Annotated in this window: 14 protein-coding genes and 1 pseudogene; 4 read left to right on the forward strand and 11 right to left on the reverse strand. The window is 70.2% G+C overall.

Features of this window, described 5'->3' with window-relative positions; translation table 11 throughout:
* The 3 genes and pseudogenes from KKR01S_RS06970 to KKR01S_RS06980 form a co-directional block, all read right to left on the reverse strand.
* Nucleotides 1–243: pseudogene (locus KKR01S_RS06970) on the reverse strand (hypothetical protein); the annotation flags it as partial.
* Between the two features lie 502 nt (nt 244–745).
* On the reverse strand, nt 746–1,411 hold the full coding sequence (locus KKR01S_RS06975; RefSeq protein WP_058731183.1) for a DUF6318 family protein: 666 nt from the start codon (nt 1,409–1,411) through the stop codon (nt 746–748).
* Between the two features lie 138 nt (nt 1,412–1,549).
* On the reverse strand, nt 1,550–1,984 hold the full coding sequence (locus KKR01S_RS06980; RefSeq protein WP_058731184.1) for an acyl-CoA thioesterase: 435 nt from the start codon (nt 1,982–1,984) through the stop codon (nt 1,550–1,552).
* Nucleotides 1,985–2,134: 150 nt separating this feature from the next.
* Here KKR01S_RS06980 and serB point away from each other — a divergent pair, with 150 nt between their 5' ends.
* Nucleotides 2,135–3,277 (forward strand): phosphoserine phosphatase SerB, encoded by a 1,143-nt coding sequence (gene serB, locus KKR01S_RS11350; RefSeq protein WP_244884122.1) that lies wholly within the window; start codon nt 2,135–2,137, stop codon nt 3,275–3,277.
* 55 nt (nt 3,278–3,332) lie between these two features.
* On the opposite strand, the gene KKR01S_RS06990 is transcribed toward serB, so the two are convergent.
* Nucleotides 3,333–4,076: an SDR family oxidoreductase gene (locus KKR01S_RS06990; protein ID WP_058731185.1), complete on the reverse strand. Its 744-nt coding sequence runs from the start codon at nt 4,074–4,076 to the stop codon at nt 3,333–3,335.
* A 113-nt stretch (nt 4,077–4,189) separates the two neighbouring features.
* The gene (locus KKR01S_RS06995; RefSeq protein ID WP_058731186.1) at nt 4,190–4,927 is read right to left on the reverse strand and encodes a beta-ketoacyl-ACP reductase; all 738 of its coding nucleotides are present in this window, start codon (nt 4,925–4,927) and stop codon (nt 4,190–4,192) included.
* A 206-nt stretch (nt 4,928–5,133) separates the two neighbouring features.
* On the opposite strand from KKR01S_RS06995, the gene KKR01S_RS07000 reads away from it, so the two are divergent.
* From KKR01S_RS07000 to KKR01S_RS07010, 3 genes are read left to right on the forward strand one after another with little or no spacing between them, the layout of a single operon-like run.
* Nucleotides 5,134–5,586, forward strand: a complete 453-nt coding sequence (locus tag KKR01S_RS07000; RefSeq protein WP_058731187.1) for a DUF3099 domain-containing protein — start codon at nt 5,134–5,136, stop codon at nt 5,584–5,586.
* Nucleotides 5,577–5,822: a hypothetical protein gene (locus KKR01S_RS07005; RefSeq protein ID WP_058731188.1), complete on the forward strand. Its 246-nt coding sequence runs from the start codon at nt 5,577–5,579 to the stop codon at nt 5,820–5,822. Before KKR01S_RS07000 ends, KKR01S_RS07005 begins: the two co-directional genes overlap by 10 nt.
* Before the next feature lie 57 nt (nt 5,823–5,879).
* Nucleotides 5,880–6,866, forward strand: a complete 987-nt coding sequence (locus KKR01S_RS07010) for an SURF1 family cytochrome oxidase biogenesis protein (protein WP_244884123.1) — start codon at nt 5,880–5,882, stop codon at nt 6,864–6,866.
* Nucleotides 6,867–6,920: 54 nt separating this feature from the next.
* On the opposite strand, the gene KKR01S_RS07015 is transcribed toward KKR01S_RS07010, so the two are convergent.
* From KKR01S_RS07015 to KKR01S_RS07040, 6 genes are all read right to left on the reverse strand, one after another.
* On the reverse strand, nt 6,921–8,519 hold the full coding sequence (locus KKR01S_RS07015; RefSeq protein WP_061225638.1) for an ABC-F family ATP-binding cassette domain-containing protein: 1,599 nt from the start codon (nt 8,517–8,519) through the stop codon (nt 6,921–6,923).
* A 129-nt stretch (nt 8,520–8,648) separates the two neighbouring features.
* Nucleotides 8,649–8,984: a metal-sulfur cluster assembly factor gene (locus tag KKR01S_RS07020; protein WP_058731191.1), complete on the reverse strand. Its 336-nt coding sequence runs from the start codon at nt 8,982–8,984 to the stop codon at nt 8,649–8,651.
* On the reverse strand, nt 8,981–9,754 hold the full coding sequence (gene sufC / locus KKR01S_RS07025) for a Fe-S cluster assembly ATPase SufC (RefSeq protein WP_058731192.1): 774 nt from the start codon (nt 9,752–9,754) through the stop codon (nt 8,981–8,983). The genes KKR01S_RS07020 and sufC overlap by 4 nt, the downstream gene beginning before the upstream one ends.
* 52 nt (nt 9,755–9,806) lie before the next feature.
* On the reverse strand, nt 9,807–11,021 hold the full coding sequence (gene sufD / locus KKR01S_RS07030) for a Fe-S cluster assembly protein SufD (protein WP_061225671.1): 1,215 nt from the start codon (nt 11,019–11,021) through the stop codon (nt 9,807–9,809).
* A gap of 97 nt (nt 11,022–11,118) precedes the next feature.
* A complete protein-coding gene (gene sufB / locus KKR01S_RS07035) occupies nt 11,119–12,576 on the reverse strand; it encodes a Fe-S cluster assembly protein SufB (RefSeq protein WP_058731193.1) in 1,458 nt (485 codons plus the stop codon).
* Entirely contained in the window at nt 12,569–13,351 is a 783-nt protein-coding gene (locus KKR01S_RS07040; RefSeq protein WP_369472975.1) for a helix-turn-helix transcriptional regulator, read from the reverse strand. The genes sufB and KKR01S_RS07040 overlap by 8 nt, the downstream gene beginning before the upstream one ends.
* Nucleotides 13,352–13,374: the final 23 nt, after the last annotated feature.

The raw sequence follows: 13,374 nt of genomic DNA on the forward strand, positions 1-13,374 counted from the left end.
CGAGGTGGGGGTGTCCCAGCTGTTCTCCGGCAAGGCGCGCCCGGGGTCGGTGGTGGGGCCGGTGGTGGTGCCGTCGCCGTAGCCGAAAGTGTAGGAGACCGGGGTGGCCCGCACCCGCACCGGCTGCCCCAACAGGGTGACCTCCAGTTCCTGGGGCCGGCTGTCGACGTAGATGTTGGTGTGGTAGTTCTTCAGCGTGTTGGGGCCGGGCTGGATGCTCACGGTCCCCGGCTGGATGGGCATCTTCTGCAGATCTTCGGCGGTGACGGTCGGGTTCGGCGGTGCGGTGACTCGTTGGGCGGCATCTTCGGGGGACTGGGAGCCGGGGGCGGCGCAGTATTGCGTTCCCGTGGACTCCCATTCGCCCCCTGCTCTGAGGCGACGGAAGATCAGGTGCACAATCCCCCGCTTCCCCTCCCCCACCGAACAGGAGGCGTTGAGTGTGCAGGCGTCTCCGGGAACGTCATCACCAGGTTTCGGGCACCCATAATATGCGAAATATTCGTAGGGGTCTTCTTCCGTCGGCTTAGACGGGCTTCCCGCCCCAGCTGAATCATTTCCCGAGGAAGGGGGTTGGTCCTCCGGTGGCCGCCCTCCCGGGCGTGTTGACTCCTTCCCGTGGATGCTGATCGTTCGCTCATCGCTCCACCCTCCCCCTGTGCCATCAGCCAACGCAGCGGGTGAATTGAGGAAGAGTGTCCATGACGCGAGGAGGAAGATCCAAGCCTTCCAGGGCGTCTTTGCATCAGAGACCGTAATCGACATCTTGGATACCCCCGAATCCCGACAGTTTCCACACACCTTGGTCCCGCGTCAGGTAGGCCTCAAGAGGCTGATTGTTGAAGTCCTGTCCCGCGATCCCCTCATCCATCCCACTGCGAGAGTAGATCTTTCCGGGAGTGCGGTTCAGGCTGACATTGATCATCCACTCACCGTCAGGGTTCTTGGTGAGCTCCTGAGCTTTGATGTCGATCTGCTGCTCCGTGCCCACGCTCCACTTGCCCTCGCGGTAGTACCGCTCGTAGTTCTCCATGACTTTGGTGAACTGGTCGTTGTCCGCCGACATCGCTTCGCGGACGTACTGCGGGTCCCCGGTCTGCAGGAGGTAGTTCAGGGAGTCCGCCCAGTACTGGAGGAACGCCCTCGCCCCGGCGTCGGTCTCCTCCCTGCCCACGTCCGGCAGGCTCGGCACCGGCACGTTGCGGGCCGGGTGCTCCGGCGTCGCCTTCTCGTACCCGGTCGAGGACGCCGACGGGGATCCAGCGCCGCCGGCCGAGGCGCTGGCCGATGCCTGCGGATCCGCGGTGCCGACCACCTCACCGCTGCTCTCACCCCCGCAGCCGGACAGCAGGAGGGCGCCGGCCAGGACCAGCGGCGCCAGGGATGATGCGGGACGGTGCGAACGGGCCACGGGAGCCTCCGGGTGCTCGAGGGTCAGACGAGGATCATGCGATGTGAATCACTCAAGTCCCCCGAGACTAGCCCATCCCACGCCCCGGCCGGAAGGTTGTCCACAGCTCCGGGGGGGCGACGCCTCCGCACCGGCGACTCAGTCCAGCCGCGTCGGGTCCTCCGGGTCGAAGCTGCCGTAGCGACCGAGCAGATCCCGCTCCCGCTCGCTCAGGGCCGTGGGCTCACCGGTCTCGGCATCGACCATGACCATCACCGTCAGGCCGTCGAAGGCCACCCGACCGTCCTGGATGCCGCGGCAGGTGATCGTGTACGAGCTGCGGCCCACGCGCCCGACGCCGAGCTCCACGCTCAGCTGCGGCCCGTAGACGACGGGGCGGCGGTAGTTCAGCTCCATTCCCGCCACGAGCGTCGGGCGATCCCGCACATCGGTCCGGTCCCAGGCCTCTCGGAGCCACCGGATGCGGGCCTCCTCGATCAGGGTGATCACCCGGGCGTTGTTCACGTGCCCCAGCAGATCCTGATCCGACCAGCGCACCTCGGGGGTGCACACGTACGCGGGATACTCGGCCATGACGTCCTCTTCCGACGAACCACCCGCGGGCATCCGAGGACGCCGGCGGCTTTCGATCACCGTACCGCCGCCCGGACGCCAGCCGCACCCGCGACCGCTCTCCGATCCCCCACCGACGGTCCCTCTCGGCACGGCACCTACGATGGGGACATGTCCGACCCCCGCCGTCTCATCGCCTTCTCCTCCCGTCCCCCGTCCGAGGAGAACCGGTCCTCCTCCGCCCCCGCCTCGGCCGCGCCGCCGCTGGGGCAGCTGCCCGTGCCAGCACCCGGGGAGAGGACGGAGGCCGTGCCCGGGCTGCTCGGATCCCGTACCCGGCCCACGGCGCTGGTGCAACGCGCAGCCGCCGCAGGAATCGGCCTTCCGGCGGGGGTCGAGGAGATCCACGTGCCGCCCCTTCCCCCGCGCGACGGCGGCACCTCCGCTCGCCGGGGACCCCGCCAGGCCCCCGGCCCCGGGTTCCGCGTGCTGCGCTGGCCCCCGACGCTCGCAGCCGATGCGGAGTCTTCCGCTCACGGAGCCGCCGCAGGGTCGGAAGCTGACGTGAACCTGGAGGTCCCGGACCCCGGCGTCGAACGGGTGCAGAGCGTCCTGGACGCCCTGGATCCGCAGGCGCGCTGGCAGGTCATGGCCGTGCCCGCGCTGCCGGAGGGCACCCCCCGACTGGTGGTCACGGACGTGGACTCCACACTGATCGGCCAGGAGGTCATCGACGAGCTGGGCGCCCGCGCCGGGGCCCGCGAGCGGATCGCGGCGATCACCGAGCGGGCCATGCGGGGGGAGCTGGATTTCGCGGCCTCCCTGCGCGAACGAGTCGCCGCCCTGGCGGGCCTGTCGGCCAGCGTGCTGGAGGAGGTGCGCGAGGACCTCGTCCTGAATTCGGGGGCGCGCGAGCTGGTGGCGCGGCTGCACGCCCGGGGGGATCGGATCGGCGCCGTCTCCGGCGGCTTCTGTGCGATCCTGGATTCCCTGGGTGCAAGCCTCGGGCTGGATCGGACCCTGGCCAACGGCCTGGAGATCGCCGACGACGGGTCCGGACCCCGCCTGACCGGTCGGGTGCTCGGGCCCGTGGTGGATGCCGCGGCCAAGCGCCGCGCCCTGACCGCCTGGGCCGGGGAGCTCGGCGTCGCCGAAGAGGCGACGACGGCGATGGGCGACGGCGCCAACGACCTGCTCATGGTCGAGGCCGCCGGACTGGGCGTCGCCTACTGCGCCAAGCCGACCCTGGACGCGGCAGCCGCGGCACGGATCCCCGTGCCGCGGCTGGATGCGCTGCTGGCGCTGCTGGGCTGAGCGCGACAGCACGGGTGCCGCCGATCCGGGACCGGCGGCACCGAGGCGGTGTCGATCAGTCTACGAAGCCCTTGGCCCCGCCGACCAGCTCCACGTGGCCGGTGGGAACACCGGCCGTGACCATCGCGGCGACCTCGGAGGCGAACTCCTCGACCGAGTACAGCTTCCCGGCCTCCGCCCGACGGGCCTCCAGCGCCCCGGGGCGAGCCCGGTTGAGCAGGGTCGCGGTGACGGTGCCCTCGATCATGTCCCCCGAGACGACGACGAAGTCGATGCCCCTCTCGGACAGCTGCGGGATCTCCTCGGTGAGGGCGTCCTCTCCGGCGCGCTTGGAGCGGGCGACGGCCTCGTACTCGGGCATCGTCTCGACCTCGCGGATGAAGTGCGCCTGGTGGCTGGTCACGTACACGACCCGACCCCCGGGGCGCATCACGGCGGCGGCGGTGCGCAGCACATCCAGCTGCGCGTCGCGGTTCAGCCGCAGCGCGTAGTCCTCCCCCAGATCGGTCTCCATGCCGCCGGAGGCGTTGAGCACCAGCACGTCCAGGCCCCCGTAGGTCTGCACCGCCGTGTCCACCAGGGTCTGCACGTCCTCGTGCTTCGTGACGTCCGCTCCCACGGCGACGGCGCGGCCCCCGGCCTCCTCGATCGCCTGGACCACCTTCTTGGCCCGCGGGGCCTTCTGCCGGTAGTTCACCACGACGCCGGCGCCCTCGGCGGCCAGCAGCTTGGCCGTGTCCGCCCCAACCCCCCGCGAGGAGCCGGTGATGATCGCGGACTTCCCGTCCAACTGTCCCATTGCTTCGTGTCCTTTCCTCGATGCCGCACCCGGGCCCGCCTCGTTCAGGCGGGCCCGGCTCGCGGCGGATGATCGGTGCGCGGGTCCCCCGGAGGGGATTCCCGCGATGTGTCTCAGTGGCCCATGCCGAGCCCGCCGTCGACGGGGATCACGGCTCCGGAGATGTACCCGGCGTCCTCCCCGGCCAGCCAGCGGACCACGCGCGCGACCTCCTCGGCCTGCCCGTAGCGCTTGGCGGGGATCGCCTCGAGGTACTTCTGCTGCGTCTCCTCCGGCAGGGCGTCGGTCATCTCGGTCTGGATGTACCCGGGGGCCACGACGTTGGCCGTGACGTTGCGCGACCCCAGCTCGCGGGTCAGGGAGCGGGCGATGCCCACCAGCCCGGCCTTGGAGGCCGCGTAGTTCAGCTGGCCCGGGGAGCCGTAGAGCCCGACGACGGAGGAGATCAGGATGACGCGACCGAACTTCTTCCGCAGGAACCCCTTGGCCGCCCGCTGCACCACCCGGAACGCGCCGGTGAGGTTGGTGTCGATGACCGCGGAGAAGTCCTCCTCCTTCATCCGCAGCAGGAGGGTGTCGCGGGTGATCCCGGCGTTGGCGACCAGGACCTCCACCGGGCCGAACTCGGCCTCGATCTCGGAGAAGGCCCGGTCCACGGAGGCTGCGTCGGTCACGTCGGCCTGCACCGCGAAGAAGCCCTCAGGCGCCTCGCCCGAGCGGTAGGTCACGCAGACCCGGTGCCCCTGCTCGCGGAAGGCCTCGGCGATGCTGCGTCCGATCCCCCGGTTGCCGCCGGTCACCAGCACGGTGCGGGGGGTCGTGGCGGGTTCGTCGGGGTGCTCGATGCTCATCGGGGTCCTTCCCGGGATGCGGTGGATGGAATCGCCCCCATCCTAGCCGAGGTCCCCTCCGGCCCGCCCGGTGGGATCCCGGACACCGGCCCCTGCCGATCGGAGCCGGAGGTGACACAATGGGCACGGTCATCAACCCAGCGGGTCCCCCTCTCCATGAGCACCGGGCGGGCGCCGCGATCATCCGGTGAGGAGGGCGGTGTCCCATGTCCGAGGCCACGACGTCGCGCTCCCGCGCATCCCGCCGGGAGGAGCCCGAGGCGTACTCCATCACCGGGGCGCAGGCCCCGCACAGTCAGGGCGTCGAGACGCGGATGCGCCGCTACGCGCTGAAGATGGCCCTGCGCCTGGTGTGCATCGTCCTGGCGCTAGTCACCGACGGCTGGATCCGCTGGACCTGCGTGGGCGCGGCCATGGTGCTGCCGTGGGTGGCGGTGGTCCTGGCCAACGGCAGCGATCGCGCGGAGGTGCGCGACGTCTCCGCCTACACCGATCCCGCGCCGCGCCCCCTGCCCTCGCCCGATCTCTCCGGGGATCACGCGAGCACGCCGCGGGAGGACGTCATCGAGGGCGAGTTCCGCGAGGGCCCGGGCGCCTCGCCGACGCGCGGAACCGGCGGGGACGGGCCGGATCCGCGCAAGGGGCGGTCATGGACCTGACCGACCTGCTCGGCGTCGGCCGGGAACCGCCCGCACCGGAGCGGCCCGTGTGCTCCCGCCGCGGGTGCACCGCCCCGGCCCGCTGGCGCCTGGAATGGAACAACCCGAAGATCCACGCCCCCGAGCGGCGCAAGACGTGGCTGGCCTGCGAGGAACACCGGGAGCACCTGGCGCGATTCCTGCGGGCCCGCGGATTCCTGCGGGACATCCGCCCGATGGACGCCCCCGACGACTGACGCCCGCCCTTTCCCCTCCCTTACCCTTTCCCGATCCGAGAGGAGCCCCTGACTTCCGTGTACCGATTTCTCGTCAGCGGCCGGTGGATCGCGGGCTTCCTGGTCTGCGTGCTGTTCTCCCTGCTGTGCGTGTACCTGGCCGGCTGGCAGATGGACCGCAAGGAGGCCCTGGATCACCGCAACAACCTGATCAGCGAGAACTACGACGCCCGCCCCCTGGAGGGCCAGGCCGCGCTGGAGCAGTTCGAGCGCTTCGATCCCGACCGGCAGTGGACCCCGGCCCGCGTGCAGGGGCGGTACCTGCCCGAGCACCAGGTGCTGGTGCGCAACCGCCCGCACGAGGGCGCCGTCGGCTTCGAGGTGCTGGTGCCGCTACGCACCTCGCAGGGTGAAATCGTGGTGATCGACCGCGGCTGGGTGCCCGCCGGGGACTCCAACGCGGCTCCGGCCCAGGCAGTGCCCGTCCCGCCGTCGGGGACGGTGCAGGTCACGGCCCGGCTGCACGCGGGTGAGCCCTCCACGGACCGCTCCGCCCCGGCCGGGCAGATCCAGTCCGTGGACCTGCCGGACTACGCCCGGCAGACGGGACTGGATCTGGCCGAGGCCGCCTACGGGATCATGGCCTCGGAGGATCCCGCCCCGGCCCAGCGGCCGCAGCAGCTGTCCGCCCCGGAGCAGAGCGCCGGACCCAACCTGTCCTACTCCCTGCAGTGGTACTCCTTCGCGGTGCTGGTGTACGTGGCCTACGGCTGGTGCGCCCGGCAGAAGGTGCGCAACGATCGCCTGGATGCCCAGCTGGCCGAGGAGCTGCAGCGCCGGTTCCGCAGCTACTACGCCGAGGACGGCACCTACATCGGCACCGAGGACGAGGCGGTGGTGCGCCGTCAGATGGAGATGATCGACGACATGCCCCCGCACATGAAGTCGATCGTGCGCCCCAAGCTCGCCAAGGCCCGCAGCCGTCCGACGGACGCCGAGGAGGAGGACGCCCTGCTGGACGCGATGGCCCGCTCCCGCGACGCGGACCCGGTGGATCGCGACTGAGCCGACAGAGCCGACGGCCCCGACGCCGACCCGGGACCGCCCCGGCCCGCCGGCTCAGGCGAGGCTGATGAGGTCCTGGTACTCCTGGGACCAGTGGTCCTCCACCGCGTCGGGCAGCATGAGCACCCGCTCCGGGTTCAGCGCCTCCACCGCGCCCTCGTCGTGGGAGACCATGACGATCGCGCCCTCGTAGGTCTTCAGCGCGTTGAGGATCTCCTCGCGGCTGGCCGGATCCAGGTTGTTGGTCGGCTCATCCAGCAGCAGCACGTTGGCCGAGGAGGCCACCAGGGTCGCCAGGGCCAGGCGGGTCTTCTCCCCGCCGGAGAGCACCCCGGCGGGTTTGGCGACGTCGTCCCCGGAGAACAGGAAGGATCCGAGGATGGTGCGCACCTGGGTGTCCTGCAGATCCGGTGCGGCGGTGCGCATGTTCTCCAGCACGGTGCGGCTGCCGTCCAGGGTGTCGTGCTCCTGGGCGAAGTAGCCCAGCTTCAGCCCGTGCCCGGGCTGCACCTGGCCGGAGTCCGGGGCGGACACCCCGGCGAGCATGCGCAGCAGGGTCGTCTTGCCGGCCCCGTTCAGGCCCAGCACCACCACGCGCGAGCCGCGGTCGATGGCCAGGTCCACGTTGGTGAAGATCTCCAGGGACCCGTAGGACTTCGACAGCCCCTGGGCCCGCAGCGGGGTCTTCCCGCAGGGGGCCGGCGCCGGGAAGCGGATCGCGGCCACCCGGTCCTGGGCCTGCTCCGGCTCGACCTCGCGCATCAGCCGCTCGGCCCGCTTGATCATCTGCTGGGCGGCCACGGCCTTGGTCGCCTTGGCGCGCATCTTCTCCGCCTGGGCCATCAGGGCCCCGGCCTTCTTCTGCGCGTTGGACCGCTCCCGCTTGCGCCGGGCCTCGTCCTGCTCGCGCTGGGCGAGGTAGTGCTTCCAGTCCATGTTGTATTCGTCGACCACGCAGCGTATGGCGTCCAGGTACAGCACCTTGTTGACCACCAGCTCCATCAGGGCGACGTCGTGGCTGATCACCAGCAGGCCGCCCGAGTAGGTGCGCAGGAACTCCCGCAGCCACTCGATCGAATCGGCGTCGAGGTGGTTGGTCGGCTCGTCCAGCAGCATGGTGTCAGCACCCTGGAAGAGGATGCGGGCCAGCTCCACACGACGCCGCTGCCCGCCGGAGAGGGTGGACAGGGGCTGGTCCAGGACGCGATCGGGCAGGTCCAGGTTGTGGGTGATGGTCGCGGCCTCGGATTCGGCCGCGTACCCGCCGCCGGCGATGAACTCGGCCTCCAGCCGGTCGTAGCGGCGCAGGGCCTTGGCCCGCACGGACTCGTCCTCGCTGGCCATCTCCTCCTGGGTGCGCCGCATCCGGGAGACGACCCCGGCGAGGTTGCGGGCGGAGAAGATCCGGTCCCGGGCGGACTGGGTCATGTCCTCGACCTTCGGGTCCTGCGGCAGGTAGCCGATGGACCCGGAGCGGGTGACCTCGCCGTCGGCGGGCAGGGTCTGCCCGGCCAGGACCTTGGTCATCGTGGTCTTGCCGGCGCCGTTGCGTCCGACCAGCCCGATCTTGTCCCCGCGGTTGATGCGGAAGCTCACATCCTCCATGAGCAGTCGGGCGCCGGCGCGCAGTTCGAGGTGGGAGACGGTCAGCAAGGGCTTACGGCCAGCCTTTCGGTTGCGGGAGTGGGATGGGGCGAGACGAGGGGCCGGCGGGCCCACAGGCGCCCGCCGACCCCTCATCCTAGCGGCGTGCGGTCACCGCGTCGGGTCGGTGCCGCGGGATCAGATGTTGAAGCCGAGGGCGCGCATCTGGTCCCGGCCCTCCTCGGTGATCCGCTCGGGACCCCACGGCGGCATCCACACCCAGTTCACGTGCCACTGGTCGATCAGCGGCTCGAGGTTCTGGGCGACCTGCTCCTCGATGACGTCCTGCAGGGGGCAGGCGGCGGTGGTCAGGGTCATGTCCATGACCAGGGCGCCGTCCTCCTCGTTCCAGCGGGTCCCGTACAGCAGGCCCAGGTCCACGATGTTGACCCCGAGCTCCGGGTCGATGACGTTGGCCAGGGCGTCCTCGATCTCCTGGTCGGAGGGCCGCCCGGCGGGTGCGGTCTCGGTCATGCCTGGGCGGCCTCCCGGTTCTGGAGGTAGTTGACGTAGCCCTCCTCCTCCAGGCGCTCGGCCAGCTCGGGCCCGCCCTGGTCGGCCATCTTGCCGTCCACGAAAACGTGGACGAAGTCGGGCTTGATGTAGCGCAGGATGCGCGTGTAGTGGGTGATCAGCATGACGCCCATGTCGTTGGCGTCGTGGGCGCGGTTCACGCCCTCGGAGACCACCTGCAGGGCGTCGATGTCCAGCCCGGAGTCGGTCTCGTCCAGGATCGCGAACTTGGGCTTGAGCAGCTCCAGCTGCAGGATCTCGTGGCGCTTCTTCTCCCCGCCCGAGAAGCCCTCGTTGACGTTGCGGGTCACGAAATCCGGGTCGATCTTCAGCTGGCCCATGGCCGCCTTGACGTCCTTGGTCCAGGTGCGCAGGGCCGGGGCCTCGCCGTCCACGGCGGTCTTGGCCGAGCGCAGGAAGTTGGACATGGTCACCCCGGGGATCTCCACCGGGTACTGCATGGCCAGGAACAGCCCGGCGCGGGCGCGCTCGTCCACGGACATCTCGGTGACGTCCTCGCCGTCGAGCAGGATCTCGCCGGAGTCCACGCGGTACTTGGGGTGCCCGGCGATGGTCGAGGCCAGCGTGGACTTGCCGGAGCCGTTGGGGCCCATGATCGCGTGGATCTCGCCGGAGTTGATGGTCAGGTTCACGCCCTTGAGGATGGGCTTGGTGTTCTCGTCATCGAGGATGACCGAGACGTGCAGGTCCTTGATTTCCAGAGTGGACAAGGGATTCCTCCTTGGGAAGGGAAGTCGGGGCGGGCCGCACGGGCCCGAGGGGTCAGTTGTCGCTGATGGCCAGCTCGTCCTCGAGGGCGTCCATGAGCCGCTCCTCGAGCTCATCCACCCGGATCTGCTGGATGATCTCGTTGAGGAAGCCGCGCACCACCAGGCGGCGGGCCTGCTTCTCGGGGATGCCGCGGGCCATGAGGTACCACAGGTGGTCCCCGTCCAGCTGACCGGTGGTCGAGGCGTGCCCGGCGCCCTCGATGACGCCGGTCTCGATCTCCAGGTTCGGCACGGAGTCGGCGCGGGCGCCGTCGGTGAGCACGAGGTTCTGGTTCTTCTCGTAGCTGTCGGTGCCCTCGGCCTCCTTCTGGATCAGCACGTCCCCGACCCACACGGTGTGCGCGTCCTGCCCCTGCAGCGCGCCCTTGTAGAGCACGTTGGAGGTGTTGTCCGGGGCGTTGTGGTCCACGAAGGAGCGGTGCTCCAGGTGCTGGCCGGCGTCGGCGAAGTACAGCCCGAACAGCTGGGCGTCGGCGCCCTCCCCGGCGTAGCGGACGTTCGCGTTCAGCCGCACGATGCCGCCGCCGAGGGTCACGTTGACGTGGCGGTAGTGGGCATCGCGCCCGACCTGCGCGTCGTGCTGGCCCACGTGGATCGCGGAGTCCTCCCACAGCTGCAGGGAGATCACGGACAGGCTCGCCCCGTCGCCGACGATCACCTCGACGTTGCCGTTGTGGTAGGCGGTGCCGGTGTGCTCCAGGACCACGGTCGCGTGGGAGTTCGGCCGCGCCTCGATGACCAGGTGGGAGTTGGCTCGGCGGCCCTCGGCCTGTCCGCGCAGGCGCACGGTCACGGGTTGGCTGCGCTCCTCATCCTGCGGGATGACCAGGTGGGTCGCGGACTCGGCGTTGGCGGAGCCGACGACGGCGGCCCGGTCGGCCGGGCGCAGCACGGTCCCGCGCGGGGCCTCGGTGCGGCCCAGGGCCGGAGCCTGCCAGGCCTGCGGGGCGTCGACCTCGATCTGCAGGGCGCCGTCCTCGGTGGGGGCGTCGGCGAAGACGGGGGCGAGCTTCTTCACCGGGGTGAAGCGCCATTCCTCCTCGCGCCCGGTGGGCTCGGCGAAGTCGGCGACGTCGTGGCTCCAGGGCCGCTCGGCCCGGGAGTGCATGACCTGGGACCCGGGCTGCCCGGCGTTGGCGGACTTGCGCACCCGGATCGTGTCGTCGGCGGTCAGCTCCGGGGAGAGCTTCTCGCCCTCCTCGCTCATCCCGGGGATGGCCACCCGGGACTCGCCGGTGTGCACGCCGTCGACCTTCTCCGGTTCGGCGGCGGGGTGCTCCTTGTTGATCTGCTCAGTCATCGGGTTAGCCTACGGATCCTTCCATCTGGAGTTCGATCAGACGATTCAGCTCGAGCGCGTACTCCATGGGCAGCTCGCGCGCGATCGGCTCGACGAACCCGCGCACGATCATCGCCATGGCCTCGTCCTCGGGCAGGCCGCGCTGCTGGAGGTAGAACAGCTGCTCCTCGGACACGCGAGACACGGTGGCCTCGTGGCCCAGGGTCACGTCGTCCTCGCGGATGTCGATGTACGGGTAGGTGTCCGAGCGGGAGATGGTGTCCACCAGCAGGGCGTCGCACACCACGTTGTTCTTGGAGTTGTGCGCCCCCTCCCGGATCTGCACGAGCCCACGGTACGCGGCGCGTCCGCCGGAGCGGGCCACGGACTTGGAGACGATCGAGCTGGAGGTGTTCGGGGCGATGTGCACCATCTTGGAGCCGGTGTCCTGGTGCTGGCCCTCGCCGGCGAAGGCGATGGACAGGGTCTCGCCCTTGGCGTGCTCGCCGACCATGTAGACGGCCGGGTACTTCTGGGTGACCTTGGAGCCGATGTTCCCGTCGATCCACTCCATGGTGGCGCCCTCGTGGGCGATGGCCCGCTTGGTCACCAGGTTGTAGACGTTGTTGGACCAGTTCTGGATGGTCGTGTAGCGCACGCGGGCGTTCTTCTTGCAGATGATCTCCACGACCGCGGAGTGCAGCGAGTCCGACTTGTAGATCGGGGCGGTGCAGCCCTCGATGTAGTGGACGTAGGAGTCCTCGTCGGCGATGATCAGGGTCCGCTCGAACTGGCCCATGTTCTCGGTGTTGATGCGGAAGTAGGCCTGCAGCGGGATCTCCACGTGCACGCCCTTGGGCACGTACACGAAGGAGCCGCCGGACCACACGGCCGTGTTCAGCGCCGCGAACTTGTTGTCCCCGACGGGGATCGCGGTGCCGAAGTACTCCTCGAAGAACTCGGGGTGCTCCTTCAGGGCGGTGTCCGTGTCCATGAAGATCACGCCCTGCTTCTCCAGGTCCTCGCGGATCTGGTGGTACACGACCTCGGACTCGTACTGCGCGGCCACGCCGGCCACCAGGCGGTTGCGTTCGGCCTCGGGGATGCCCAGCTTCTCGTAGGTCTCCCGGATGTCCTCGGGCAGCTCCTCCCAGGACTCGGCCTGCTTCTCCGTGGAGCGCACGAAGTACTTGATGTTGTCGAAGTCGATCCCGGACAGGTCCGCACCCCACGTGGGCAGGGGCTTGCGGTCGAAGAACTTCAGGCCCTTCAGCCGCAGCTGCAGCATCCACTCGGGCTCGTTCTTCTTCGCGGAGATGTCCCGGACGACCTCCTCGCTCAGCCCGCGCCGGGCGGCCTGCCCGGCGGCGTCGGAGTCGTACCAGCCGTACTGGTAGTTCCCGATGCCCTCGAGCTCCGGGTTCTTCTCCAGGATCTCGGAGATGACTCCTCCGTCGGCCTGGCGCTCAACCTGTTCAGTCATGTGAGCCTTCCTTGGTGGGTCGGACGTTTCTTCCTGAAACGCTGGCTTGTGCTCCCCGCGCGAGCGGGATGTGCGTGGTGCAGACGTGGGCCCCGCCGGCCATGGTGGACAGCCTGCGCACGTCCACCCCCAGCAGCGAGGCGATCATGCGGGTCTCCTCGTCGCAGAACTCCGGGAACTCCTCGGCCAGGTCCCGCACCGGGCAGTGGCCCTGGCACAGCTGGACGCTGGAGAGCAGGTGCTCCGGAAGCTCCACCGCCTTGGCGGCTTCGCTCATGGCCATCGTGGAGGTGCTGGCGACGAAGCCGTCGCGGGTCATCGCGTCCCCCAGGGCCCGGGCGCGGGCGCCGATGTCCGGGCCCGCCGCCTCAACGACGGGGCGGTAGCGCCGCTCCATCTCCTCGAAGCGCGACTGGGCGAAGCGCTCCAGGGCCCCCTCCCCGAGTGCCGCCCGCAGGGTGCGCAGGGAGTCCAGGGCGATGTCCAGGTAGTCGTTGCCCAGCTGGGCGTGACCCTGGGGGGCGACGACGTAGCGCCGGGCGGGCCTGCCGGCCCCCGCCCCGGGCTTGCGCACCAGGGTGACTTCCACGAGCTGGTCCTTCTCCAGGGCCTCGAGGTGGCGCCGGATGGCCCCCGGGGTGAGCCCGAGGGCGCTGGCGAGGTCGGCCGCGGAGACCGGACCGTGAGCCAGCACGCCCTGGAGGACGCGGTCGCGCGTCCTCTCCTCGGGCTCCCCGGCACCGGCGGCGCGGGGCGCGGACTGCTTCTGCTTCACGGAATACACAACCAAAGTATGTG

Origin of the sequence: Rothia kristinae NBRC 15354 (assembly GCF_001570865.1) — a bacterium.
Taxonomy (GTDB): domain Bacteria; phylum Actinomycetota; class Actinomycetes; order Actinomycetales; family Micrococcaceae; genus Rothia; species Rothia kristinae.

Excerpts from the sequence above, each read along its gene's own strand:
- KKR01S_RS06980 (WP_058731184.1), bottom strand. The coding sequence starts at position 1,984 with ATGGCCGAGTATCCCGCGTACGTGTGCACCCCCGAGGTGCGCTGGTCG.
- serB (WP_244884122.1), top strand. The coding sequence starts at position 2,135 with ATGTCCGACCCCCGCCGTCTCATCGCCTTCTCCTCCCGTCCCCCGTCC.
- KKR01S_RS06990 (WP_058731185.1), bottom strand. The coding sequence starts at position 4,076 with ATGGGACAGTTGGACGGGAAGTCCGCGATCATCACCGGCTCCTCGCGG.
- KKR01S_RS06995 (WP_058731186.1), bottom strand. The coding sequence starts at position 4,927 with ATGAGCATCGAGCACCCCGACGAACCCGCCACGACCCCCCGCACCGTG.
- KKR01S_RS07000 (WP_058731187.1), top strand. The coding sequence starts at position 5,134 with ATGTCCGAGGCCACGACGTCGCGCTCCCGCGCATCCCGCCGGGAGGAG.
- KKR01S_RS07005 (WP_058731188.1), top strand. The coding sequence starts at position 5,577 with ATGGACCTGACCGACCTGCTCGGCGTCGGCCGGGAACCGCCCGCACCG.
- KKR01S_RS07020 (WP_058731191.1), bottom strand. The coding sequence starts at position 8,984 with ATGACCGAGACCGCACCCGCCGGGCGGCCCTCCGACCAGGAGATCGAG.
- sufD (WP_061225671.1), bottom strand. The coding sequence starts at position 11,021 with ATGAGCGAGGAGGGCGAGAAGCTCTCCCCGGAGCTGACCGCCGACGAC.
- sufB (WP_058731193.1), bottom strand. The coding sequence starts at position 12,576 with ATGACTGAACAGGTTGAGCGCCAGGCCGACGGAGGAGTCATCTCCGAG.